At 74.1% G+C, this 23,994-nt stretch carries 21 protein-coding genes; 4 read left to right on the top strand and 17 right to left on the bottom strand.

From position 1 onward, the window contains the following. Positions 1 to 27: 27 nt before the first annotated feature. The 8 genes from scpB to P3T37_RS17320 form a co-directional block, all read right to left on the bottom strand. Positions 28 to 849 carry an SMC-Scp complex subunit ScpB gene (gene scpB / locus P3T37_RS17355; RefSeq protein ID WP_280724584.1) on the bottom strand — a complete coding sequence of 274 codons (822 nt, stop codon included), beginning with the start codon at positions 847 to 849 and terminating at the stop codon, positions 28 to 30. Then, positions 846 to 1,697, bottom strand: a complete 852-nt coding sequence (locus P3T37_RS17350) for a segregation/condensation protein A (protein ID WP_280724583.1) — start codon at positions 1,695 to 1,697, stop codon at positions 846 to 848. Before P3T37_RS17350 ends, scpB begins: the two co-directional genes overlap by 4 nt. A gap of 27 nt (positions 1,698 to 1,724) precedes the next feature. Continuing rightward, entirely contained in the window at positions 1,725 to 2,333 is a 609-nt protein-coding gene (locus P3T37_RS17345) for a hypothetical protein (protein ID WP_280724582.1), read from the bottom strand. After that, positions 2,330 to 3,481 (bottom strand): ParA family protein, encoded by a 1,152-nt coding sequence (locus P3T37_RS17340; RefSeq protein WP_035794465.1) that lies wholly within the window; start codon positions 3,479 to 3,481, stop codon positions 2,330 to 2,332. Before P3T37_RS17340 ends, P3T37_RS17345 begins: the two co-directional genes overlap by 4 nt. Positions 3,482 to 3,812: 331 nt before the next feature. Next, positions 3,813 to 4,955, bottom strand: a complete 1,143-nt coding sequence (gene ald, locus P3T37_RS17335) for an alanine dehydrogenase (RefSeq protein WP_280724581.1) — start codon at positions 4,953 to 4,955, stop codon at positions 3,813 to 3,815. A 242-nt stretch (positions 4,956 to 5,197) separates the two neighbouring features. Continuing rightward, the gene (locus tag P3T37_RS17330; protein WP_280724580.1) at positions 5,198 to 7,012 is read right to left on the bottom strand and encodes an AAA family ATPase; all 1,815 of its coding nucleotides are present in this window, start codon (positions 7,010 to 7,012) and stop codon (positions 5,198 to 5,200) included. A gap of 143 nt (positions 7,013 to 7,155) precedes the next feature. Beyond that, a complete protein-coding gene (locus P3T37_RS17325; RefSeq protein ID WP_280724579.1) occupies positions 7,156 to 7,797 on the bottom strand; it encodes an NUDIX hydrolase in 642 nt (213 codons plus the stop codon). A gap of 95 nt (positions 7,798 to 7,892) precedes the next feature. Continuing rightward, positions 7,893 to 9,527 carry a CTP synthase gene (locus P3T37_RS17320; protein WP_280724778.1) on the bottom strand — a complete coding sequence of 545 codons (1,635 nt, stop codon included), beginning with the start codon at positions 9,525 to 9,527 and terminating at the stop codon, positions 7,893 to 7,895. A 613-nt stretch (positions 9,528 to 10,140) separates the two neighbouring features. On the opposite strand from P3T37_RS17320, the gene P3T37_RS17315 reads away from it, so the two are divergent. Beyond that, positions 10,141 to 12,099, top strand: coding sequence for a glycoside hydrolase family 15 protein (locus tag P3T37_RS17315; protein WP_280724578.1), 1,959 nt, complete (start codon positions 10,141 to 10,143; stop codon positions 12,097 to 12,099). A gap of 4 nt (positions 12,100 to 12,103) precedes the next feature. Here P3T37_RS17315 and P3T37_RS17310 read toward each other — a convergent pair whose 3' ends face one another. From P3T37_RS17310 to P3T37_RS17300, 3 genes are all read right to left on the bottom strand, one after another. Next, positions 12,104 to 13,267 carry a glycosyltransferase family 4 protein gene (locus P3T37_RS17310; protein WP_280724577.1) on the bottom strand — a complete coding sequence of 388 codons (1,164 nt, stop codon included), beginning with the start codon at positions 13,265 to 13,267 and terminating at the stop codon, positions 12,104 to 12,106. Positions 13,268 to 13,421: 154 nt separating this feature from the next. Beyond that, positions 13,422 to 15,179 carry a DNA repair protein RecN gene (recN, locus tag P3T37_RS17305; protein ID WP_280724576.1) on the bottom strand — a complete coding sequence of 586 codons (1,758 nt, stop codon included), beginning with the start codon at positions 15,177 to 15,179 and terminating at the stop codon, positions 13,422 to 13,424. Between the two features lie 54 nt (positions 15,180 to 15,233). Then, positions 15,234 to 15,866: a hypothetical protein gene (locus P3T37_RS17300; protein ID WP_280724575.1), complete on the bottom strand. Its 633-nt coding sequence runs from the start codon at positions 15,864 to 15,866 to the stop codon at positions 15,234 to 15,236. A gap of 105 nt (positions 15,867 to 15,971) precedes the next feature. Between P3T37_RS17300 and P3T37_RS17295 the strand changes: the two genes are divergently transcribed. Beyond that, on the top strand, positions 15,972 to 17,468 hold the full coding sequence (locus P3T37_RS17295; protein ID WP_280724574.1) for a PLP-dependent aminotransferase family protein: 1,497 nt from the start codon (positions 15,972 to 15,974) through the stop codon (positions 17,466 to 17,468). Between the two features lie 4 nt (positions 17,469 to 17,472). On the opposite strand, the gene P3T37_RS17290 is transcribed toward P3T37_RS17295, so the two are convergent. The 4 genes from P3T37_RS17290 to P3T37_RS17275 form a co-directional block, all read right to left on the bottom strand. Then, entirely contained in the window at positions 17,473 to 18,375 is a 903-nt protein-coding gene (locus tag P3T37_RS17290; RefSeq protein ID WP_280724573.1) for an NAD kinase, read from the bottom strand. Positions 18,376 to 18,464: 89 nt separating this feature from the next. Beyond that, the gene (locus tag P3T37_RS17285; protein ID WP_280724777.1) at positions 18,465 to 19,271 is read right to left on the bottom strand and encodes a TlyA family RNA methyltransferase; all 807 of its coding nucleotides are present in this window, start codon (positions 19,269 to 19,271) and stop codon (positions 18,465 to 18,467) included. Positions 19,272 to 19,326: 55 nt separating this feature from the next. Then, complete coding sequence (locus P3T37_RS17280) at positions 19,327 to 19,533, bottom strand: hypothetical protein (RefSeq protein WP_280724572.1); 207 nt, start codon at positions 19,531 to 19,533, stop codon at positions 19,327 to 19,329. After that, positions 19,526 to 20,272, bottom strand: coding sequence for a histone (locus tag P3T37_RS17275; protein ID WP_280724571.1), 747 nt, complete (start codon positions 20,270 to 20,272; stop codon positions 19,526 to 19,528). Before P3T37_RS17275 ends, P3T37_RS17280 begins: the two co-directional genes overlap by 8 nt. Positions 20,273 to 20,419: 147 nt before the next feature. Between P3T37_RS17275 and P3T37_RS17270 the strand changes: the two genes are divergently transcribed. Then, entirely contained in the window at positions 20,420 to 20,767 is a 348-nt protein-coding gene (locus P3T37_RS17270; RefSeq protein WP_280724570.1) for an SCP2 sterol-binding domain-containing protein, read from the top strand. 12 nt (positions 20,768 to 20,779) lie between these two features. On the opposite strand, the gene P3T37_RS17265 is transcribed toward P3T37_RS17270, so the two are convergent. After that, on the bottom strand, positions 20,780 to 21,802 hold the full coding sequence (locus P3T37_RS17265) for an HAD-IIA family hydrolase (RefSeq protein WP_280724569.1): 1,023 nt from the start codon (positions 21,800 to 21,802) through the stop codon (positions 20,780 to 20,782). Then, positions 21,799 to 22,389, bottom strand: coding sequence for a tetratricopeptide repeat protein (locus P3T37_RS17260; RefSeq protein WP_280724568.1), 591 nt, complete (start codon positions 22,387 to 22,389; stop codon positions 21,799 to 21,801). The genes P3T37_RS17265 and P3T37_RS17260 overlap by 4 nt, the downstream gene beginning before the upstream one ends. 109 nt (positions 22,390 to 22,498) lie before the next feature. Between P3T37_RS17260 and P3T37_RS17255 the strand changes: the two genes are divergently transcribed. After that, positions 22,499 to 23,872, top strand: a complete 1,374-nt coding sequence (locus P3T37_RS17255) for a DUF1015 domain-containing protein (protein WP_280724567.1) — start codon at positions 22,499 to 22,501, stop codon at positions 23,870 to 23,872. The last annotated feature ends 122 nt before the right edge of the window (positions 23,873 to 23,994 follow it).

Here is a 23,994-nt window from a genome sequence, read left to right as displayed (position 1 = left end):
GGGAAGTGCTAGTCGTGCCGGCCGACCTCACTGCACTTCCCGAGCGTTCGCCGCGGCGGCCATCGCGTCCGCGATCACCGTGCCTTCGAGGGACTCCGCTTCCACGTCGTCGACCTCGGGCAGGAAGGGCGCGAGCTCCGGCAGCTCGTCCAGGCCGCGCAGCCCCATCCGTTCCAGGAAGTAGTTCGTCGTCCGATACAGGATCGCACCTGTTTCGGGCTCGGATCCGGTCTCTTCCACCAGTCCTCGCTGTACCAGGGTACGCATCACGCCGTCACAGTTCACACCACGTACCGCGGAGACCCGTGATCTGGACACCGGCTGCCGGTAGGCGACCACCGCCAGCGTCTCCAGCGCGGCCTGGGTCAGCCGGGCCTGCTGGCCGTCCAGAACGAAGCGCTCGACCAGCGGCGCGCAGTGGGCGCGGCTGTAGAACCGCCAGCCGCCGGCCACCAGCCGCAGGTCGAATCCGCGCCCCTGGGCGGTGTACTCGGCCGCCAGCTCGCGCAGCGCGGCGGCCACCTCGGCGCGCGGGCGGCCGACCGCCTCGGCCAGCCTGGCCTCCGCGGTGGGCTCGTCCACCACCATCAGCACGGCTTCGAGACCGGCCCTGAGAGCGATCTCCGGCACATCCGCGTCCGCGAGGTCCGCGACGTCCGCGAGGTCCGCGACGTCGAAAGTCGACTCCACCGACTTCTCGTGCTCAAGTTCCGCCGGCTCCGCCACCACAGGCGCCGGCACGGCCGCGTAGGCGGGCTCCAGCCACTCCCCGGCCCGGGGCTGGCCCGGGACGCTCAGCGACCGGCGCGCGGGCCGCGCGCCCCCCTCCAGAGGCTCGCCGACACTCATGGGGCAGCTCCTTCCGATTCGCCCGGCGGGCGGTCGAACTCGTCGGTCACCTCGATCAGCACCCGGTCGGCCGGTGCGACCCAGCGCACCAGCAGCTCCCCCAGCGCCTCGGGCTGCTCGAAGGCGAGCACCCGCTCCCGGTACAGCTCCAACAGGGCCAGGAACCGCGCGACCACCGTCAGGCGGTCCTCCGCATCGGCCACCAGCAACTCGAACGAGGCCTCGCCGAGGCCGGCCAGCAGGTCGACGACCAGGGCCGCCTGCTCCCGCACGCTGACCGTCGGGGCGTGGATGTGGTCCACGTACACCGCAGGCTTCGGCTTGGGCGTCATCGCCCGGGCCGCGAGCTGCGCGAACCGCTGCGGCCCGACATGGATCACCACCTCCGGCAGCAGCGCCGCGTGCTGCGGCTCCAGGCCGGCCGTCCGCGCGGTGCGCAGCAGCTCGGCGGCCCAGCGCTCGCCGAACAGCGCGGCCGCCCGCTTGTACGCCCGGTACTGCAGCAGCCGGGCGAAGAGCAGGTCGCGGGCCTCCAGGAGGGCCAGGTCCTCCTCGTCCTCGACCTCGGCCGCCGGCAGCAGCCGGGCCGCCTTGAGGTCCAGCAGGGTGGCCGCCACCACCAGGAACTCGGTGGCGGCGTCCAGGTCCCAGTCCGGACCCATCGCCCGGATGTGCGTCATGAACTCGTCGGTGACCGTGGCGAGCGCCACTTCGGTGACGTCCATCCGGTGCTTGGCGATGAGTCCGAGCAACAGGTCGAAGGGGCCCTCGAAGTTCTCCAGGTGCACCTGGAAACCCCCACCGCGCGCTGCGTGGGTGGGTTCGCTGGGTTCCTGGGCTCCGGCCATGACCGGCCCATCCTCGCAGAGCGGGGCTCAGCGACCCCGGAGGCGCCGCACCAGGATGCTGGCCTCGCCGCGCTGCTCCAGATCGGCCAGCACCACCGCGATGGCCTCCCGGACCACCCGGCCGCGGTCCACCGCGAGGCCGTGCTCGCCGCGCAGCACCAGGCGGGCGTGCTCCAGGTCCATCAGCTCCTCGGCGGAGACGTACACGGTGATCTTCTCGTCGTGCCGCTCCCGCCCGCTGGGACGGCGGGGCGCACGCCCGCGCGGGCGCCGCCGGGCGCCGCCGTCGCCGGCCGCACCCTGCTCGTCGGAGCCCGGGCCGGAGCCCGGGCCGGCCGACTGCGGCGCGATCGTCACCGCCGGGCGCCCCGAGGACCCCGGACGGCCGAGCGACGCCCCCGCGCCACCGCCGGCCGCCGTACCGGTCCCCGCCGCGCCGGAGCCGCTCCCGGCGCCGCCCGGCGTACGGGCGGCCTGCGCCCGGTCCACCGGTACCCGCCCTGCCGGTGCGTCAGCCGAGGGAGCGTCAGGCTGCTTCGCACCGTCCGCCGCTTCCACGGAGGAGCGGGCGAGGGAGGGCGACAGCGCCATCCCCCCGGTGGTGCGGAACAGTTCGTCGGCCCCCGGGAGACTCACTCGACGGGGCGGCACCGTTCGAGCACCTCCCTGGCGAGCTGGCGGTAGGCGGCTGCGCCCACCGAGTTGGTCGCGTACGTGGTGATCGGCTCGCCGGCGACGGTGGTCTCCGGGAACCGCACGGTACGGCCGATGACGGTGTGGAAGACGTGCTCGCCGAACGCCTCGACGACCCGCGCGAGCACCTCGCGGCTGTGCACCGTCCGGGAGTCGTACATGGTGGCCAGGATGCCGTCCAGGCGCAGCTCGGGGTTGAGCCGCTCGCAGACCTTCTCGATCGTCTCGGTGAGCAGCGCCACCCCGCGCAGCGCGAAGAACTCGCACTCCAGCGGCACGATGACGCTGTGAGCCGCCGTCAGGGCATTGACCGTCAGCAGGCCCAGCGAGGGCTGGCAGTCGATGATGACGAAGTCGTAGTCGGGCAGCAGCGGCTTCAGGGCGCGCGCCAGCGCGGACTCCCGGGCCACCTCGCTGACCAGCTGCACCTCGGCGGCCGACAGGTCGATGTTGGAGGGCAGCAGGTCCATGCCCGGCACGGCGGTCTTCAGCAGCACCTCGTCGGCCGTCAGGCCCCGCTCCATGAGCAGGTTGTAGACGGTGACGTCCAGTTCCATCGGGTTGACCCCGAGGCCGACCGAGAGCGCGCCCTGCGGGTCGAAGTCGACCAGCAGGACCCGTCGGCCGTACTCGGCCAGCGCGGCACCCAGGTTGATGGTCGACGTGGTCTTGCCGACGCCGCCCTTCTGGTTGCACATCGCGACGATCCGCGCCGGACCGTGCTCGGCCAGCGGTGCGGGGATCGGGAAGTAGGGCAGCGGTCGGCCGGTGGGGCCGACCCGTTCACGTCGCTGACGGGCTGCGTCAGGGGCCAGGGTCGCGGCGTACTCCGGGTCTGGTTCGTACTCGGCGTCCGGGTCATCGTGGGAGCCGTAGGCGAACTCGCCGTAGGCAAGACCGTGGGCGGACAGGTCGGAGTCGTAGCCGGCGGCCGCGGCCTGCCGGGCTTCGAACGTCCGGACGGCAACCGTGCCGATCTCGGTGGCGCCGACGGTGGTGTATGCGGCCCCGGTGTCGTCGGTCGGCTGTCCGGTGGTGTGCTCTGCCAGTCCTGGCTGACCACCCCCGGGAGCAAATGTCGACTCATTCACAAGTCGTCTTACCTCCTTGGGCATCCAGGGCATTATGTCGATTCGTCAGCCTGACACCATGCCGACGATTTGCGACTCTAGGCCGTTCCGGGCGTTCGCAGCAACACAATCCACGGTAGTGGGCAGGATGTGTCGGGTATCGGACCGGCCGCTGTCAAGGGTTGGACGGCGTTGCAGCGGCACCGTTTCGAGGTCGGGTCACCCTCCCCGGAGGGTGGGCGGGGGACGGCGGGTGACTCGATCGACAGAGCATTGACGGCCGCGTCGGCCCATGCCGAAGCCCCTGACCGGCGAAGACCGTCCAGGGGCTTGCGACAGGGCTGGCGGAGCGTCAGGCCAGCACGTTCTCCAGGGAGATGGCCGGCAGGCCGAACGCCTCGGCGACAGCACCGTAGGTGATCTGACCCTCGTGCACGTTCAGGCCCTTGGCCAGCGCGGCGTCGCGGCGCAGCGCCTCCTTCCAGCCACGGTTGGCCAGCTCCACGATGTAGGGCAGCGTGGCGTTGGTCAGCGCGTAGGTGGAGGTGTTCGGGACGGCGCCCGGCATGTTCGCCACGCAGTAGAAGACCGAGTTGTGGACCTCGAAGGTCGGCTCGGCGTGCGTGGTGGCCCGCGAGTCCTCGAAGCAACCGCCCTGGTCGATCGCGATGTCGACGAGCACCGAGCCCGGCTTCATCCGCGAGACCAGCTCGTTGGTGACCAGCTTGGGGGCCTTGGCACCCGGGATCAGCACGGCGCCGATCACCAGGTCGGCCTCCAGCACGGCCTTCTCCAGCTCGAAGGAGTTGGAGGCGATGGCCTTGATCTTGTTGCCGAAGATCTTGTCGGCCTCGCGCAGCTTGTTGATGTCGCGGTCGAGCAGCGTGACGTCGTAGCCCATGCCGATCGCGATGGTCGCCGCGTGCCAGCCGGAGACGCCGCCGCCGATGACCACGCACTTGGCCGGGTGGGTGCCGGGCACGCCGCCGGGCAGGGTGCCGCGGCCGCCGGCCGGGCGCATCAGGTGGTACGAGCCGACCTGCGGGGCCAGCCGGCCCGCGACCTCGGACATCGGGGCGAGCAGCGGCAGGGCGCCGTTGCCGAGCTGCACGGTCTCGTACGCGATCGCGGTGGTGCCGGAGGCGACCAGCGCGTCGGTGCCGGCGCGGTCCGCGGCCAGGTGGAGGTAGGTGAAGAGCGTCTGGCCCTTGCGCAGGCGGTGGTACTCCTGCGCGATCGGCTCCTTGACCTTCAGCAGCAGGTCGGCCGTGGCCCAGACCTCGTCAGCGGTGCCGAGAATGGTGGCACCGGCGGCCACGTACTCCTCGTTGGGGATCGAGGAGCCGAGACCGGCGTTGTCCTCGATGTAGACCTCGTGCCCGTTGCGGACCAGCTCATGCACGCCGGCGGGCGTGATGGCCACGCGGTACTCGTGGTTCTTGACCTCGCGGGGGATGCCGACCTTGGTCACGGTTAAACACGTCCCTCTTGCCATGGGAGTCCCAACCGGGGGAAGACCGGCGGGTGCACGCGTGGACAGGCCTCCGGCAGGGCCGGGGCACGCTGCACTGCGCGACTAAGGTCGAGTGTAATGAAGCCCAGGCGATCCGTCAGCCTTCCAAAGTGAATAAATCCACCGAAGGCATTGGCAGATTCGTAGGCTTGCATCTGGGTCTTCCTACTAAAACGCCTCAGAACGGGCAAATCTCCCATAGCTCGCAAGCCTGCCGGGAGATCTCACTCCCGAAGGTTCTCCAGGGCCGCCGACACCGCCCGGATTCCGCGCTCGTCCCCCAGCCTGCGCAGCAGTGCCAGCGCCGCCCGGTACTCCCGGCCCGCCTCGTCGAAGCGGCGCTGGGCCGCATGCGCCTCCGCCGTCCTGGCCAGCACCCGGGCCTGCCCGGCGCTCTCGCCCAGGCCCTGCCGCAGCGCCAGCGCCCGGCCGAACCAGTCCGCGGCCCGGACCGGATCGCCCAGCGCCCGGTAGCACTCGGCCGCACCCTCCAGCGCCCGGGCGGCGGCCTGCTCGTCCAGCGGCTCGCGGGAGCGGTCCAGCGCGTCCCGGTAGCGCAGCGCGGCGGCCTCCCAGTGCCCGGCGTCGGCCTGCAGGTCCGCGAGGTTGAGCAGCGCGGCGGCGGCCCGGCGCGGTGAACCGTGCCGCTCGGCCATCCGCAGCACCAGGGCGTGCAGCTGGTAGAGGTCGGCCGGGGCCGCCTCGCCGGTGAGCGGCAGCGTCCGCAGCAGGGCGCTGACCAGCCGCCCCGCCGAACCGTCCAGATCGGCCTGTCCGATCGCGTCCTCGACCGCTCCCAGCAGCAGCTCGCGCTCGCCCAGCAGCCACTGCCGGGCGTGCTCGGCCGTGCGCAGCCGCAGCGGCCCGGGCAGCGGCTCGGCGGCCGCCGGGCGGGCGGGTTCCAGCAGGGCGCGGGCCGAGTCCACCAGCCGCACCAGCCGCTCCAGCAGCCTGGCCCGGGCCAGCTGCACCTCGGCCGGCCGGTCCCGATCCTCGCGCAGCGCGGCCAGCCGCTCGTAGAGCCGGCCCGGGACCCGGTAGCGCGGGGTGCCGTCGGCGCCGGCCGGCTCCTCGTCCAGCAGCTCGCAGCCGGCCAGCGCGTGCAGGATGGCGGCCGCCTCCGGTGCGGGGCAGCCGACCAGGGCGGAGGCCGTGCGCAGGTCCGCGCGCCGGCCGGGGGCCAGCGTCAGCATCCGCAGCATCCGGGCCTGGGCCATCGGCAGCGCGCGGTAGCGCAGGGTCAGCGCCGCCGCCAGCGGATCGCCGCCGTCGCCCTCGGCGCCGGCCTCCTTGAGTGCGGCCACCGCGTCCGGGACGGCCGCCTTCGGCCGGTCGCGCAGCCAGCCGGCCATCAGCCGCAGCGGCGCCGGACGGCCCGCGCAGGCCTCGGCCAGCTCCACCGCGCCGACCGGATCGCAGCTGACCCTGGTCCCGCCGACCACCCCGGTCAGCAGCTCGACGGCGGCGCCCTCCTCCAGACCGCGCAGGATCACCGGGTCGACGCGGAAGCGGTCGGCGAGCCCGGTGAGCGGGCCCGCGGTGACAGCCACTACCAGGCAGCGCGGCTCCTCGGGCAGCAGCGGGCCGAGCTGGGCGGCGTCCACCACGCCGTCCAGCACGAGCAGGGTGTCGCGGCCGGTGAGCGCGGTGCGCAGCCGCGCGCAGGCGGGATCCTCGGCGCCGTCCGCCGGCAGCGCGGCGCCGGACCCGGCCAGACCCAGGCGGTCGAGCAGCCGGCGGGCGACCGCGCCGCTCTCCAGCGCCGTCCCGTCGGGGGCGCTGAGCCGGGCGAAGAGCATCTCGTGGCCCGCGGGGTGCGCGCGGGCGAAGCGCAGCGCCAGCGCGGTGCGGCCGGAGCCGGGCCGGCCGGCGATCACCAGCAGCCGGCAGCAGCCGGACTCGGCGGGGCGACCCGCCTGGGCGCTCAGCGCGGCGAGCTCGGCCCGCCGTCCGGTGAACGGCTCCGCACCGCGCGGGAGCCGGTCCGCCGGATCGGCGGGAGCCGGCCGTGCGTCCATCGTCGCCGTCTTCCTCGCCACGTGCGCCACTCCTGACCAAGCGTTCGCGGACCGACCTGTTCCCAGGTCCGTCTGCGAAGCGTAGTTCGACACGGGCGCCGTGCGGAGTGGACGTTGCGGTACTACCAACCGGCAAATCACTCCAGTGGATCAGTTGCGGTCCGTCAGTTCGTGAACGGCCGCGCGGGCCAGGGCGAGCCGGCCGGGCGCAGCGCTTCCAGGCCCGGGCCGGTGAGCGCCGCGTGCAGCGCCAGGGCGCCGGTGACCAGGGTCGGGTTGTGCAGCTCGCCGGCCAGCACCCGGGCGACCAGCTGCTCCAGCGGCACCCGGGCCACCTCGATCTCCAGCTCCTCGCCGTGCGCCGCGTAGCGCTCCTCCTCGGAGTCGGCCAGGTCGGTGGCCAGGAAGAGCCGCAGCGCCTCGTCCGTCCCGCCGGGCGAGGTGTAGAAGTCGACCAGCACCTTCCACTCCCCCGCCTTGCAGTGCGCCTCCTCGTACAGCTCGCGCTGGGCGGCGTGCAGCGGGTTCTCGCCGGGCACGTCGAGCAGCCCGGCCGGCAGCTCCCAGAGCCGCTGGCGCACCGGGTGGCGGTACTGGCGCACCAGCAGCACCCGCTGCTCCCCGTCCAGCGCCAGCACGCTGACCGAGCCGGGGTGGGTCTGGTAGTCGCGGCGGGCCACCGAGCCGTCCGGCATCTCGACCTCGTCGGTGCGCACCCCCGTCACCCGGCCCTGGAACGGGGTGTGCGAGGACAGCACCCGCCACTCCTCGGCCTGGTCACTGATCTGCAACTGGACGTCCGACATCGTGCTCTCCCCTTGGTCGTGGACCTCGACCTCAACCTACGACAGACGGCGGCCGCGCGAGGATCCGCGCGGCCGCCGTCTGTCGGTGCCGAAGGCTACTCGCCGCCGGTCTTGATCTTGATCGCGGCCGCCACCAGGCCCGCGAAGAGCGGGTGCGGGCGGGTCGGACGCGACTTCAGCTCCGGGTGCGCCTGGGTGGCCACCAGGTAGGGGTGCACCTCGCGCGGGTACTCGACGTACTCGACGAGGTCGCCCTTGGGCGAGAGGCCGGAGAACTGCAGGCCGGTCTTCTCCAGGTCCGCGCGGTAGGCGTTGTTCACCTCGTAGCGGTGGCGGTGGCGCTCCTCGACGTACTGCTCGCCGGCGTAGACCTCGCGCACGATCGAGCCCTCGGCGAGCTTGGCCGGGTAGAGGCCCAGGCGCATCGTGCCGCCCAGGTCGCCCTTGCCGTCCACGATCGCCAGCTGCTCGGCCATGGTGGAGATGACCGGGTACTTGGCGGTCGGCTCGAACTCGGTGGAGTTCGCCTCCGGCATACCGGCCAGGTTGCGGGCGGCCTCGATGACCACGCACTGAAGGCCCAGGCACAGCCCCAGCAGCGGCACCTTGTTCTCGCGGGCGAAGGTGATCGCAGCGACCTTGCCGGTCACCCCGCGGTCGCCGAAGCCGCCCGGGATGCAGATCGCGTCCACGTCGCCCAGCTGCGCCTGCGCACCCTCGGGCGTCTCGCAGTCGTCCGAGGTGACCCACTTGATCTCGACCCGCGCGTTGTTGGCGAAGCCGCCGGCGCGCAGCGCCTCGGTGACCGAGAGGTAGGCGTCGGGGAGGTCGATGTACTTGCCGACCAGGGCGACCTTGACGATGTGCTGGGGCTCGTGCACCCGGCGCAGCAGGTCGTCCCAGGTGGTCCAGTCCACGTCGCGGAACGGCAGGTCCAGGCGGCGCACCACGTACGCGTCCAGACCCTCACCGTGCAGCACCTTGGGGATGTCGTAGATCGACTTGGCGTCGATGGCCGCGACCACGGCCTCCTCGTCCACGTCGCACATCAGCGAGATCTTGCGCTTGATGGCCTGCGGGACCTCGCGGTCGGCGCGCAGCACGATCGCGTCCGGCTGGATGCCGATACTGCGCAGGGCGGCCACCGAGTGCTGGGTGGGCTTGGTCTTCAGCTCGCCCGAGGGGCCGATGTAGGGCAGCAGCGAGACGTGCACGAAGAAGACGTTGTCCCGGCCGACCTCGTGGCGGACCTGGCGGACCGCCTCCAGGAACGGCAGCGACTCGATGTCGCCGACCGTGCCGCCGACCTCGGTGATCACCACGTCGACGTCGTCGGTCGCCATCCGGCGGATCCGCGACTTGATCTCGTTGGTGATGTGCGGGATCACCTGGACGGTGTCGCCCAGGTACTCGCCGCGGCGCTCCTTGGCGATGACCGTCGAGTACACCTGGCCGGTGGTGACGTTCGCCGAGCCGTGCAGGTTGGTGTCCAGGAAGCGCTCGTAGTGGCCGACGTCCAGGTCGGTCTCGGCGCCGTCGTCGGTGACGAACACCTCGCCGTGCTGGAACGGGTTCATGGTGCCCGGGTCCACGTTCAGGTACGGGTCGAGCTTCTGCATCGTCACGCGCAGGCCACGGGCCTTGAGCAGGGCACCGAGGCTGGAGGCGGTGAGGCCCTTGCCGAGTGAAGAGGCGACACCCCCGGTGACGAAGAGGTGCTTGGTCGTCACGGCGCGGCTGTTCGTCGCCTTGCCGGAATGGGGCTGTGCCAAGAGGGGGCTCCCGTGGGTCGCGTGTCGAGGATGACGCTGGTGGCGCGGCCGCGCCGACGGGACGAGAGGCCGCGAGGCGGGGTCGTCAGTCGGCAGGTCCGGGGCGGTTGATCCCACCAGTCCACGGGATACCAGGGTATCAGCGAGCTGGACCGCACGCGTTCGGACGTCCCCGCGGTGCGCCGGACGGGTGGTCGGCGGGCCCTGTCGGGGGGCTGTGGTGATCAGGTGCGGATGGCCCGTACTGATCATCCCGGGGACCCGGGACAGACCAGGCCGCAGCGCGGACCTGACTACTTTTCGGCCCGCAGCCCGGGCAGACGGCGGTACGAGATCGTTTCCGGGTGCTTCGCCCACCCACCTCGTCGTATCCTGCACGGACGCATCGCCGACAGCAGAGCCAGCCGAGGACGAGGGGTCGGGACGACGCCTCTCCGTCCCCGATGCGCGACCGGACCCCCGCTCCACCCGTTCGATCCCCACGCCCAGGCTCGCGCCCACCCCCCGGCCCCGCGTCACGCTCTCGCTCCGTCGTGCGACCGCCGAGCACTACCGCGAACTGGAGATGCACGTGGCCGGCCGTATCGAGGACTACGCACTCATCGGGGACATGCAGACCGCCGCCCTGGTCAGCAGAGACGGGGCCGTGGACTGGCTCTGCCTGCCCCGATTCGACTCCCCCGCCGTCTTCGCCGGCCTGCTGGGCACCGATGAACACGGCTTCTGGCGGATCGGCCCCGCCGAAGCGGCGCCCGCCGGCCCGGTCACCGTCGCCCCGGCGCCGCGGGCGCCGTTCACCGATACGGGTGAACTGAAGACTCCCCCGATCAGCGCAGCCGCCCCCGCCGTGCCGGCCGACCGGCGCCGCTACCGGGGCGACACGCTGATCCTGGAGCAGGAGTGGGACACCCCGCGCGGCAGCGTCCGGGTGATCGACTTCATGCCGCCGCGCCACCTCGGCGACCAGGCCCCGGTGCCGCAGATGATCCGCATCGTGGAGGGCCTGAACGGCCGGGTCCGGATGCGCTCGGCGCTGCGGATGCGCTTCAGCTACGGCCGGATCGTCCCCTGGGTGCACCGGGTGGAGCAGCCGGACGGCGGGCACCGCACGGTCGCGGTCTCCGGGCCCGACTCGGTCTGGCTGGACGGCGAGTCCGAGACCTACGGACGCGACCTGACCACCTACGCCGACTTCACCGTCGAGGCCGGCGAGCGGATCGCCTTCGCGCTCACCTGGCAGGCCTCCCACCTGCCGCCGCCGGAGGCCCCCGACCCGGAGGCCTCGCTCGCGCTGACCGAGGAGTTCTGGCAGGACTGGGTCGGCCAGTGCACCTACCAGGGCCCCTACCAGGAGGCCGTGGTCCGCTCGCTGATCACCCTCAAGGCGCTCACCTACGCCCCCACCGGCGGCATCGTCGCGGCCCCCACCACCTCGCTGCCCGAGGACATCGGCGGCGAGCGCAACTGGGACTACCGCTACACCTGGCTGCGCGACGCCGCCATCACGCTCTCCTCGCTGCTGCGCACCGGCTACCGCGAGGAGGCCCGGGCCTGGCGCGAGTGGCTGCTGCGCGCGGTTGCCGGCGACCCGGAGAACCTGCAGATCATGTACTCCATCACCGGCCAGCGCGAACTCACCGAGTCCACCCTGGACTGGCTGCCGGGCTACGAGGGCTCGGCCCCGGTGCGGGTCGGCAACGGCGCGGCCGGCCAGCTCCAACTGGACGTCTACGGCGAGGTCGTCGAGGCGCTCTACCTGGCCCAGATGACCGGGCTCTCCCGCAACGACCACGCCCACCTGCTCCAACTGCGGCTGATCAGCTACCTGGAGGAGCACTGGAAGGCCCCCGACGAGGGCATCTGGGAGGTCCGCGGGCCGCGCCGGCACTTCGTGCACTCCAAGGTGATGGCCTGGGTCGCGGTGGACCGCACCATCAAGCTGATCGAGCAGACCCCGGCCGAGGGCCCGCTGGACCGCTGGCGCGCGCTGCGCGACGAGATCCACGCCGACGTCTGCGAGAAGGGCTACGACCCCGGGCGCAACACCTTCACCCAGTACTACGGCGGCACCGAGCTGGACGCCTCACTGCTGCTGATCCCGCAGGTCGGCTTCCTGCCGCCGGACGACAAGCGGGTGATCGGCACCATCGAGGCGATCCAGCGCGAACTGTCCACGGAGGACGGCTTCGTGCTGCGCTACCCCACCCACGACGACCACGGCAACAACGTGGACGGGCTGTCCGGGCACGAAGGGGCCTTCCTGGCCTGCTCGTTCTGGCTGGCGGACGACCTGGCGATGATCGGCCGGGTCGCCGAGGCGCGCGAGCTGTTCGAGAAGCTGCTCGCGCTGCGCAACGACGTCGGCCTGCTCGCGGAGGAGTGGGACCCGCGGCTCAAGCGCCAGGTCGGCAACTTCCCGCAGGCGTTCAGCCACGTGCCGCTGATCGACACCGCCCTGCGGCTGACCGCCTGCGGCGCGGCCTACCTCTCGCCGCAGGCGGCCCAGTCGACCCAGTCGGCTCGCGTCTAGCGGGCTACCGCGTGCGCTGCACCAGCTCGTCGTAGGTGCTGAGCACCTGCGCCACGGTGGCGGCCTCGTCCGGCCAGGTCTCGGCCTGGACGGGGCCGGCCGCCGCCAGTGCCGCGCGGCGCTCCGGGTCGGCCAGCAGGGCGCTGACGGCCGAACCGAGCGCGACCGGGTCGCCGCCGGGCACCAGCACGGCGGCGTCCCCGACCAGCTCGGGGATCCCGCCGACCGCCGTCGCCACCAGCGGGACGCCCGCCCGCAGCGCCTCCTGGGCCACCAGCGAGCGGGCCTCCCAGCGGCTGCTGATCACCATCACGTCGGCGGCGGCCAGCAGGTCGGGCACGTCGGTGCGGTGGCCGAGCAGCACGACCGGGAGCTTCTCGGCGGCGGCCCGCGCGCGCAGCTCGGGGCCCTGCGGCCCGTCGCCCGCGATCAGCACCAGCGCCTTCCCCGGCAGCTCGCGCGAGGCGTCCAGCAGGTGCCCGAAGCCCTTGTGCGGGACCAGCCGGCCGACGGCCAGGACGAGCGGACGGTCCGGATCCTCCTCGCCCAACAGGGCGGCCCGGGCCGCCGTCCGGTCCAGGCCGCCGGGGGCGAACGGCGGGGCCGCCACCGGTCCGAGCCGGGCGTCGGTGGCCCCCAGCTCGCGGGCCCGGGCCACCAGGTCGGAGGAGGCGCCGAGCACCAGGTCGGCCGCCCGGGCCACCCTGCGCTCCATCAGCCGCTGGAGACGGCGCTCCAGACCGGTGGCGAGCAGCGCGTGATGGGAGGTCACCACCAGCGGCGTCTCGGGCCGCAGGCCCGGCAGGCGGCCCGCGGTGCGCAGCGCCAGGTCGGCCAGCAGCGCGGCCCGCAGGCCGTGCGCGTGCACCAGCCCGGCGCCGGTGAAGGCCCGGCGCAGCTCGCCGATCGCGGTGGCGTCGCTGCGGGCGCCGGCCGTCGCGGTGATCTCCACCGGATGGAAGACCGCGCCGGTGCGGGAGAAGCCGAACCGCGCATCGGAGTCGGCCGGTGCGCAGACCGTGACCTTGACACCGTGCGCGGTCAGCCCCTGGGCCAGGGAGCGCACATGCGCGCCGATCCCGCCGCTGCCGGCGGCCAGCACCAGCACCACGTGCAGTTGGCCCGGCTCAGGGCCGGCCGCCGTGCTCCGGGCGGTGGAATGGTCCACGTCGTCTCGCTCCGACTTCGTCTCTGAACGGGCGCCGCGCCGGGGATCGCCCGCCGTCGACGCTCGGGACCGGAAATCCAGGGTCCGACCGCCACGATGCCAGGTCCCCGGGCCTCTTGGACAGTCGGCACAACGGGGACCACCGGGACAACCGCTACGGGTGCCGCGGCGCCCGCGCGGCGGCGAGCAGCTCCTCGGCATGCGCACGGCCCAGCTCGGAGTCCTCCAGACCGGCCAGCATCCGGGACAGCTCACGCACCCGCTGCGCGTCGTCCAGGGTCTTGACGCCGCTGCGGGTGACCGTGCCGTCGTTGGTCTTCTCGACCACCAGGTGCCGGTCCGCGAAGGCCGCCACCTGCGGCAGGTGGGTGACCACCACGACCTGGGCGCTCTGCGCCAGCTTCGCCAGCCGGCGGCCGATCTCGACCGCCGCCTTGCCGCCGACCCCGGCGTCCACCTCGTCGAAGAGGTAGGTGGGCACCGGGTCGGCACCCGCGAAGACCACCTCGACCGCGAGCATCACCCGGGAGAGTTCACCGCCCGAGGCGCCCTTGGCGATCGGACGCGGCGACGCGCCCGGGTGCGGGGCGAGCAGCACCTCCACCTCGTCGACGCCGTGCGAGCCGTAGGCCACCGTGCGGCCGTCCAGGTCCAGGCCGGCCGGGTCGTCGAGCCGGGTGATCTCGAAGGTCACCCGGGCGTGCGGCATGGCCAGCTCGGTGAGTTCGGCCGAGACGGCCTGGGCGAAGCGGCCGGCGGCGGCGTGCCGGGCAGCCGAGACCTCGGCCGCGAGCAGCGCCAACTCGGCGCGCAGCGCGGTCTCCTCGGCGCCCAGCTGGTCGATCCGCTCGTCGTCCCCGTCGAGTTCGGCGAGCCGGGTGGCGGAGGCCTCGGCCCAGCCGATCACCTCAGCCGTTCCCCCCTCCACCGATCCGTACTTGCGCAGCAGTTGGGCCAGCACCGCGCGGCGCTCCTCGACGGCGGCCAGCCGGACCGGGTCGGCGTCCAGGTCGTCGGCGTACAGCGCGAGGTCGCCGGCCACGTCGGCCAGCAGGTAGCCCACCTCGGTGAGCCGGTCGGCCAGCGCCGCCAGGCGCTCGTCGTGCCCGCGGACGCCGTCCAGCGCGCGCCGGGCCTGGCCCAGCAGGGTGCCCGCGTCCAGCGAGTCCGGGTCGAGCTGGTCGCCGGCCAGCGCGCCGTGCGCCAGCGCGGCGGCGGAGGAGAGCGCGTCGGCGTGGCCGAGCCGCTCGGCCTCGGCGGCGAGCTCGATCTCCTCGCCGGCCACCGGCTCGGCGGCGGCGATCTCGTCCAGGCCGAAACGCAGCAGATCGGCCTCCTGGGCGCGCTCACGGGCCCGGGTGGTCAGCTCCTCCAGGGTGGTCGAGACCTCGCGCAGGCGCCGGTGCACGGCCCGGTAGCGGGCCAGCGGCTCGCTCACCGCCTCCCCCGCGTAGCGGTCCAGCGCGGCGCGCTGCCGCGAGGGCCGCAGCAGGCGCTGCTGGTCGGTCTGGCCGTGCACGGCGATCAGCTCCTCGCCGAGTTCGGCGAGGAGGCTCACCGGCACCGACCGCCCGCCGACGTGCGCCCGCGAGCGCCCCTCGGCGGAGACCGTCCGGCTGATCAGCAGCTCGCCGTCCTCCAGCTCGGCGCCGGCCTCCAGCGCGCGGACCGCCGCCGGGGAGCCCGCGGGCAGCGTCAGGCGCCCCTCGACCACCGCCCGGGCCGCTCCCCCGCGAACCAGCGCCGGGTCGGCCCGGCCCCCGAGCAGCAGACCGAGGCTGGTCACCACCATGGTCTTGCCCGCGCCGGTCTCGCCGGTCACGACGGTGAAGCCGGGTGCCAGCTCCACCACCGCGTCGTCGATGACGCCAAGATCCCGTATCCGCATCTCGTCCAACACGGAGACGACCATACGAGACCCCACCCCCACCGCGCGACGAGTGGCTGCCCGGCGGGGCCAAGTTCATCAGTTCCGGGCCTCCGGCAGGACAACCGTGCACCAGCGCAGCGAGATCTGTGCGAGCGGTCCGATCGCGACGGCGTAGAGCACCGTGCCCACCCCCGCGCCGCCGCCGAGCGCGATGCCGCCGGCCAGCGCGGCGAGTTCGAGACCGGTCCGGATCACCCGCACCGACCAGCCGGTCCGCCGGTGCAGACCCGTCATCAGTCCGTCGCGCGGTCCCGGGCCGAGCCGGGCGCCGATGTACAGACCGGTGGCCAGGCCGTTGACCAGGATGCTGGCCGGCAGCAGCAGGATCCGGACCGCCAGTGCGTGCTGGACCGGGACCAGGTCGAGGGTGAGGTCCGTGGCCAGGCCCAGGACCAGCACGTTGGCCACCGTGCCGACGCCCGGCCGCTCGCGCAGCGGCAGCCAGAGCAGCAGGACGGCGGCGCCGGTGAGGGTCGTCCAGGCGCCGATGCTCAGCCCCAGGTGCCGCGCCAGGCCCTGGTGCAGCACGCCCCACGGGCTGAGGCCGAGCGCGGCCCGCACCATCAGGCCCAGCCCGACGCCGTAGAGCGCCAGGCCCGCCAGCAGCTGCGGCACGCGGCGGCCGAGCGCTCGTCCGGGACGGGTGAGGGCAGGGGCGAGCGTCGCCATGGAGGGGCTCCTTGAACGGGGGGACCAGGGGTGGCCGCTCTGCCATCATGGGCAGTCCGGAAGAGCCACTTCCAGGTCCAATCGACGTCAGGTGGACTGATCGCCATGGCCGACTGGCACAGCACCGTCGCCCCGCCCGCCCTCGCCCGGCTGCTGCGCACCGCGCGGCTGCCCGAGCCCAACGGCCACCGCCCGGCCTACCGCGAGCTGGCCGGACAGATCCGGGTGCTGGTCGCCGACGGCCGCCTCCCGGTCGGCAGCCGGCTGCCCGCCGAGCGCGAACTGGCCGGCACCCTCTCGCTCAGCCGCACCACCGTCGCCGCCGCCTACGACACCCTGCGCTCGCAGGGCTACCTGCACAGCCGACGCGGCTCGGGCAGCTGGACGGCGCTGCCCGAGGGCAGCAGCCCGCCCGGCGACGCGCTGCAGCCCGTCCCGCCGGACGAGCAGGGCCGACTCCTCGACCTGGGGGTCGCCTCGCTGCCGGCCCTCCAGCCGTACCTCGGCGAGGCCGCCGCCCGGGCCGTCGAGCAGCTGCCCGCGTACGCCACCGGGCACGGCCACTACCCGACCGGCGTGCCGGTGCTGCGCGAGGCCCTGGCCCGCCGCTACAGCGAGCGCGGGCTGCCCACCACCCCGGACCAGATCCTGGTCACCACCGGCGCGATGGGGGCCCTGCACCTGCTGCAACGGGCGCTGGTGGGGCGAGGCGACCGGGTCGCGGTCGAGGCGCCCAGCTACGGGCACACCCTGCGCTCGCTGCAACTCGCCGGCGCCCGGCTGGTCCCGGTGCCGCACGCCCGGCCCGGCGGCCCCGAGCGGCTGCCCTGCTGGGACCTGCCGCAGTGGCGCCGGGTGCTCCAGGAGGCCGCGCCGCGCCTGGCGTACGTCATCCCCGACTTCCACAACCCGACCGGCGCGCTGATCGCCGAGGACCAGCGCCGCGAGCTGCTGGCGAGCGCCCGGACGGCCGGCACGGTGGTGCTGGTGGACGAGACGATGGCGGAGCTCGGCTGGGGCACCGCCGAGCTCCCCCGGCCGATGGCGGGCCTGGACCGGGCCGCCCAGGTGGTGACGGTCGGGTCGGCGAGCAAGCTGTTCTGGGGCGGGCTGCGGGTCGGCTGGATCCGGGCGGCGCCGGCCCTGGTGCGCCGGCTCGCCGCCGAGCGGGTCTTCAGCGACGTCGGCACCCCGGTGATCGACCAGCTGATCGTCGCCTCGCTGGTCGGCGAACGGCTCGACGAGGTACGGGCCGTCCAGCTGGCCCGGCTGCGGGCGAGCGCGGCCGCCCTGTCGGCGGCGCTGCGCGAGCGGTTGCCGCGCTGGCGGTTCGCCGACCCGGTCGGCGGGCTGACGCTCTGGCTGGAGACCGACGGCCTGTCCGGCACCGCGCTGGCCGAGGCCGGCGACCGCGCGGGGGTGCGGATCGCGGCCGGATCGCGGTTCGGGGTGGACGGCGCCTTCGAGGCGTTCGTCCGGATCCCGCTGACCGTGCCGGCCGCGAGCGCCGCCGAGGCGGTGGAGCGGCTGGCCACGGCCGCCGCCGTCGCCCGCAGCGGGCGCTGGTCGGCCGGCACCGGGGCCCAGCCGCTGGCGATCTAACGAGCTAGCAGTTGCCCGCGCGCCCGCGCCACCCCGTCACCGGGAGCGCGAACTTGGCCACCAACCGGTCGGTGAACGGCGCCCGGTGCAGGCGCGCCAGACGCACCGGGATCTTCCCCCGGCGGACCTCCACCCGGGCGCCGGCCGGCAGTTCGAACGAGCGCCGCCCGTCGCACCAGAGCACCCCGTGCGGGGTCTTGGGCTGCACCTCGACGGCCAGCACCGAGTTCGGCGAGGTCACCAGTGGGCGGGCGAAGAGCGCGTGCGCGCTGATCGGCACCATCAGCAGCGCCTCCACCTCCGGCCAGACCACCGGCCCGCCACCGGAGAACGCGTACGCCGTCGAGCCGGTGGGCGTGGAGAGCACCACGCCGTCGCAGCCGAAGTTGGAGACCGGCCGGCCGTCCACCTCGGTCACCACCTCCAGCATCCGCTCGCGGGCGGCCTTCTCCACCGACGCCTCGTTGAGCGCCCAGTCCTCGTGCACCACGTCGCCGTTGGTGCGCACCAGGACGTCGAGGGTCATCCGCTCCTCGACCTCGTACGCGCCGTCCACCACGCGCTCCACCACGACGGCGAGGTCGTCCCGCTCGGCCTCGGCCAGGAAGCCGACCCGGCCCAGGTTGATGCCCAGCATCGGCAGGCCGGTGTCCCGGGACAGCTCGGCGCCGCGCAGCAGCGTGCCGTCGCCGCCCGCCACCAGGATCAGCTCGCAGCCGTCCGCCGCGCCGTGCCCGGCCTGGACGGTCTCGACGCCCTCGGGCAGGTCGAGGTCCACGGCCTCGGCGGCCAGCAGTCTGATCCTGATCCCGGCCTTCAGCAGGCCCTGGACCAGCTGCTCGACGCTGCGCAGCGCGGCCTCCCGACCGGTGTGCGCGATCAGGAAGACCGTACGTCCCTCGCTCAATGCCCTCTCCCTCACGTCTGCCGGGTCGCCCTTGGCCCGGTGGCGGCCACCGCTCGGCGTGGCCGGTGTTCGACGCACCGGCAGGCAGCCTAGCTGGGGCCTTCGGCGACGGCCCGGTCCGCCTCGGCCGGATCGAGCTGTGGAGCATCGCGCCGAAGCCACAGGAAGTACTCGACATTACCCGAAGGACCCGGCAGCGGGCTGGCCGTTACGGCACGAACTCCCAGTCCCAACTCCCAGGCCCGGGCCGCCACCTGACAGACCATCTCGGCCCGCAGCTGCGGACTGCGGACCACCCCGCCGCTGCCCAGGCGCTCCTTGCCGATCTCGAACTGCGGCTTGACCATCAGGACCAGGTCGGCATCCGGGCCCGCGCAGCCCGCCAGCGCCGGCAGCACCAGGCCGAGCGAGATGAAGGAGAGGTCGCCGACCACCAGGTCGACCGGCTGTCCGCCGATCTGCTCCAGGGTGAGTTCGCGCACATTGGTGCGGTCCATCACGGTGACCCGCTCGTCGCTCTGAAGCGACCAGGCGAGCTGGCCGTAGCCGACGTCCACCGCCAGCACGTGCGCGGCCCCGGAGCGCAGCAGCACGTCGGTGAAACCGCCGGTGGAGGCGCCCGCGTCGAGCGCCCGGCGGCCCTCGACCCGCAGCCCCTGCGGCGCGAAAGCCGCGAACGCACCGGCCAGCTTGTGGCCGCCGCGCGAGACGTAGTCGGGGTCGTTCTCGTCCTTGGCGACGACGACGGCGGCGGAGGTCTCCACCTGGGTGGCGGGCTTGGTCGCGGTGGCGCCGCCGACGCTCACCCGACCGGCTGCGATCAGCTCGCTGGCGTGCTCGCGGGAGCGCGCCAGATTGCGGCGGACCAGCTCTGCGTCGAGTCGGCGTCGTGCCACTGCCACGGGGGGTTCAGCTCCTATGTCGTGCTGTGCTCTGCCGCGCTCCTGCGGGCTACGGCTCGTCCTCGGGCCGGTCGAGCGCGCTGAGCGCGTCCGTCAGGCTCCGATGGACATCTTCGTACACGGCGGCGTGCTCGGTGGTCGGCACCCCGTCCACGGCGGCCAGCCGCGCAAGGGCCGCGTCGACGGGCGGGTGGCCGGTGGCGCGCACCGGCACGCCGAGCGGCTCGGGTTCGAGCCCGGGCGGGAGGTCAGACATCCTTCTCCTTGCGGGGAGCCGGGGCCTTCCTGGCGGGGGCGGCCTTCTTCGCGGTGGTGTTCTTCGCGGTGGTCCTGGCCGCCGCGGGCTTCTTGGCCGCGGCCGGCTTCTTCGCCGCGGCGGGCTCGGCCTCCGCCGGGGCGGCCTTCTTCGCCGGCGCCTTGGGCACCGCCTTCTTCGCACTCGCCCGCTTCGCCGCCGCCGCCGGCGCCGACTGCCGCACCGGCGCAGCCCGCCGAGCCGCTGTAGCCTCCCGGGCGGCCTCGCGCTCCGGCTCGGGCTCGCGGTCCTCGGCCGACTCCTCCTCCGGCCGCCAGTCCTCGCCGAACAGGCCCTCGGCCCGCGCCGCGGGCGGCTCGCGCCGGGCGCTCGGCGCCGGCTGCGGCGCCTCCTCGCCCGCGAGGTCGCGCAGCTTCTCCTCCAGGTAGGACAGCACCACGCCGACCTTCACCACCTGGTCGCCGAGCCGCCCCGCCCGCTCGAAGGCCTTCCCCGCCTCGGCACGGGCCAGGCCCACCGCCAGGTCGAGACCGGTCCGCCCGGCCGTCGCCAGCTCCTCGACCAGCGTCTGGAGCGACTTCACGGACGGCGGCAGCTGCTCCGTGACCGTCCGCTCGGCGGCCTCCAGGTCGATGCCGGCCCGCTCCAGCAACCCGGCCGCGGTCCCCACCACGCGCTTTCCGGCCTCCTCCGCCAGCCCGGCCGCGACCTCCACGTACTCCCGCAGCGTGTCCCGCATCGAGGTGCCTCCTCCGTGCCGTCGGTGCCTGCGGACGACGCTACCCCCTCTCCCGACCCCCGCGCTGCACCAACGGCCACCCCGTGGGCGGCCCGGCAGACGGTAGCGTGGCGGCAGCAGACCGCAGGAACAGGGAGTACCGGGACGATGGCCGACACCGACGAGTGCCGCACAGCGCTGGAACAGCTCAGCCGCAACCTCGCCCGTGCCAACGGCAACGTCGCCCAGGCCGCCGCCCTGGACCGCACGCTCAGCTGCCGGATCACCGACCTCGACCTGACCTTCACCGGCACCCTGAGCGGCGGCCGGATCCAGGGTCTCGCCGAGGCGCCCGGCGCTCCGACCGAACGGGCCGAGATCCGGCTCGCGATGAGCAGCGACGACCTGGTGGCCCTGGTCGGCGGACGACTGAACTTCGCCTCCGCCTGGGCGACCGGACGGGTCAGGCTGGAGGCGGGCTTCCGCGATCTGCTCCGACTGCGCACCCTGCTCTGACGCGAGGCGTCGCTAGAAGTCCAGCTCCGCCAGCGCCTTGCGCCCGTCCGCCGCCCGACCGTCCCGGTCGAGTGCGGCCCACGCCGCCGCGCACAGCGCCCGCAGGCCGTCGTAGCGGTCGCCCGCACCGGTCAGTCGCAGCTCGCCGTCCACGACCTCGGCCTGCCGCCCGCGGCAGCGGAACGCTCCGCCGGGCAGCTGCTCGACCGCCGGGTGCGCCTCCAGCAGCCCGCGCAGGTCGGCGGCCAGGTAGCTGGGCCGGTGCTTGACCGGGGCGGCCAGCAGGTCGGCGGGCGTGCAGACCCCGGTGAAGACCAGCAGGCTGTCCACGCCGCCGTTGTAGGCGCCCTCGATGTCGGTGTCCAGACGGTCGCCGACCACCAGCGGCCGCTTGGCGCCGGTGCGCAGCACCGTCTCGCGGTGCATCGGCGGCAGCGGCTTCCCGGCCACCTCCGGCTCGGCGCCGGTCGCGGCCCGGACGGCGGCCACCAGCGTGCCGTTGCCGGGGGCGATGCCGCGCGCGGTAGGGATGGACAGGTCGGTGTTGGACGCCACCCAGGGCAGCCCGGAGGCCACCGCGTAGGCGGCCTCCGCCAGCTGCGCCCAGCCCACCGACGGGTCGAAGCCCTGGACCACGGCCGCCGGCCCCTCCGTCAGCGAGCCGACCGCCACCAGGCCGTGCTCGGCCAGCGCCTCGACCAGCCCGGCGCCGCCGATGACCAGCACCTTCGCGCCGGCCGGCACCTTCTCGGCGACCAGCCGGGCGGCCGCCTGCGCCGAGTTGATCACGTCGCCGGGCTCGGCCGGGACCCCCAGCTCGGTGAGGTGCTCGGCGACCACCCGGGGCGGACGGGAGGCGTTGTTGGTCACGTACGCGAGCCGCATGCCCTCCGCGCGGGCCGTCGCCAGCGAGTCGACGGCGTGCTCGATCGCGTCCGCGCCGGCGTAGACGACGCCGTCCAGATCGAGCAGTGCCGTGTCGTACGCCTCCACCAGCGGGCGGTCACTGTGTGCGGGGACCTGCGTGTCCGTCATGCCTGATCTTCCTCGTCAATCGACTCGTCGGTGGCGCCGGGCAGCGGCCCGGCGTCCTCGGCGGACTCGGCCTGCGCCGGAACGTAGCCCGGCGCGCCCGGCTGCAGCGGACCGTACGCACCGGCCCGGGCCGCCAGCGTCGCCCTGGTCTGCCGCAGCGCCGCGCGGTAGTGGTCGGCCTCCGGCCGCATGGCCACCGCGAGCGCCAGATGCTTGACCGAGGTCTCGAAGTCGCCCAGTCGCGCCGCCGCGATCCCCCAGCCGAACTGAGCGTAGTCGTCGGACGGATCGGCCTGCGCCACCGCCCGGAAGTTCTCCACCGCCCCCGCGTAGGAGCCCGCGTCGTACTGCGCCCGGGCCAGCGCCTCCCGGATGCTCTTGGACTCCGGCTCGGCCGCCACCGCCCGCGCCAGCAGCTGCTCCGCGGCGGCCGGATGCCCGGCGGCCAGCAGCTGCTGCCCGCGCCGGAACCACTCGTAGACGTCTCCCTGCGGCTCGCCCGCGCCGCCTCCCGCTACCGGCTGGCGCTCACCCGCGCCACCGGCCGCCTGCCCCTGCCCCTGCCCCTGCCCCTGTCCCTCGCTCATGCCTCGCCTCGCTCCCACTCGGACTTCGCCGTCCCTGCCGACACCCCTCCGACTGCGGCATCCTGCAACAAGATCTCGGAACAACCACTTCCCGATTACCATGCCCAGAATGAGTGCACCCAGTGCAGAAAGCGGAGCCAAGACTTCGCCCGGCGGCCCCGGCGATCCCGGGCGCGTCGCCGCCGCAGGGCTGTCCCTGTCACCCTTCCGCGGCCTGCGGTACGTCCCCGAGCGCGTCGGCACGCTGGCTGCCGTCACGTCGCCGCCGTACGACGTGGTGGACCCCCATCGGAGGCTCGGACTGGAGACCGCCGACCCGCACAACGTGGTCCGGCTGATCCTCCCGCGTCCCGAACCCGAGGACACCGGCGAGCGTCCCGACCGCGACACCCGCTACCGGCACGCCGCGCGCCTGCTGAAGAAGTGGCTGCGCGAGGGCGTCCTGGCACCCGACCCGCAGCCGGCGCTGTACGTCTACGAGCAGCGCGCCCGCGACGACGGCCCCACCGGTGAGCTGCTGCAGCGCGGCCTGATCGGCGCGCTCGCGGTCAGCGGACGCGAGGGCGGCGTGGTGCTGCCGCACGAGGACGTCATGCCGCGCCCGGTCGCCGACCGGGTCGGACTGATGCGCACCACCCGGGCCAACCTGGAACCGCTGCTGCTCACCTACCGCGGTGGCGGCGGCGCGGCCGGGGTGATCGAGCGGACAGTGCAGGGCGAGCCGCTGCTCACCACGACCACCAGCGACGGCACCCACCACCGCCTGTGGGCCGTCACCGACCCGGCCGAGCTGGCGGAGGTGACCCGCGACCTGGCCACCTGCCGCGCGCTGATCGCCGACGGCCACCACCGATGGGAGATGTACCTGCGGCTCCAGCGCGAGCACCGGCACCTGCCGTTCAGTCCCTGGGACCGGGGCATGGTGCTGCTGGTGGACACCGCCCGCTACCCGCTGCGGGTGCGGGCCATCCACCGGGTGCTCTACCGGCTCCCGTTGGAGCAGGCACTGGCCGCCCTGGACGAGGGCGGCTGGACGCTGCGCGAGCTGCGCGGCCCGCTGGAGCAGGCGCTGGCCGCGCTGACCGAGGCCAAGGCGGCCGGCGGCAACGCCTTCCTGCTCACCGCCGGCGACTCCGTCTACCACCTGCTGACCGGCCCCGACGACGCGCTGCTCGACGCCACCGTGCCCAAGGACCGGCCCGAGGAGTGGCGGCGTCTGGACGCCACGGTGCTGCACTCCACGCTGCTGGAGCACGTCTGGCGAGTGCCGGACGGGCCCGACGACATCGGCTACCTGCACGCCGCCGCGGCCGCCGAGCGGGAGGCCGCGCGCACCGGAGGGACTGCCGTGCTGCTCCACCCGGTCGACGAGGGCGTGGTCCGCCGGCTCGCCGAGCAGGGGGTCACGATGCCCCGCAAGTCCACCTCGTTCGGACCCAAGCCGGCCACCGGACTGGTGCTGCGCAGCCTCGAACTGGGCTGACCGGAACGCGAAGAGGCCCTGCCCGGGCTTGGGTTCTAACGGTCCTCGCAACACCCGTGATCGATGGGAGTTGCGGGGACCGTGGGCGTTGAGCGTGGTGGTCTCGCAGGATTGAGGGAGCG

The sequence above is a fragment of the Kitasatospora sp. MAA4 genome (assembly GCF_029893355.1).
Classification (GTDB): domain Bacteria; phylum Actinomycetota; class Actinomycetes; order Streptomycetales; family Streptomycetaceae; genus Kitasatospora.
This window is presented reverse-complemented; position numbering and strand designations above follow the sequence as displayed.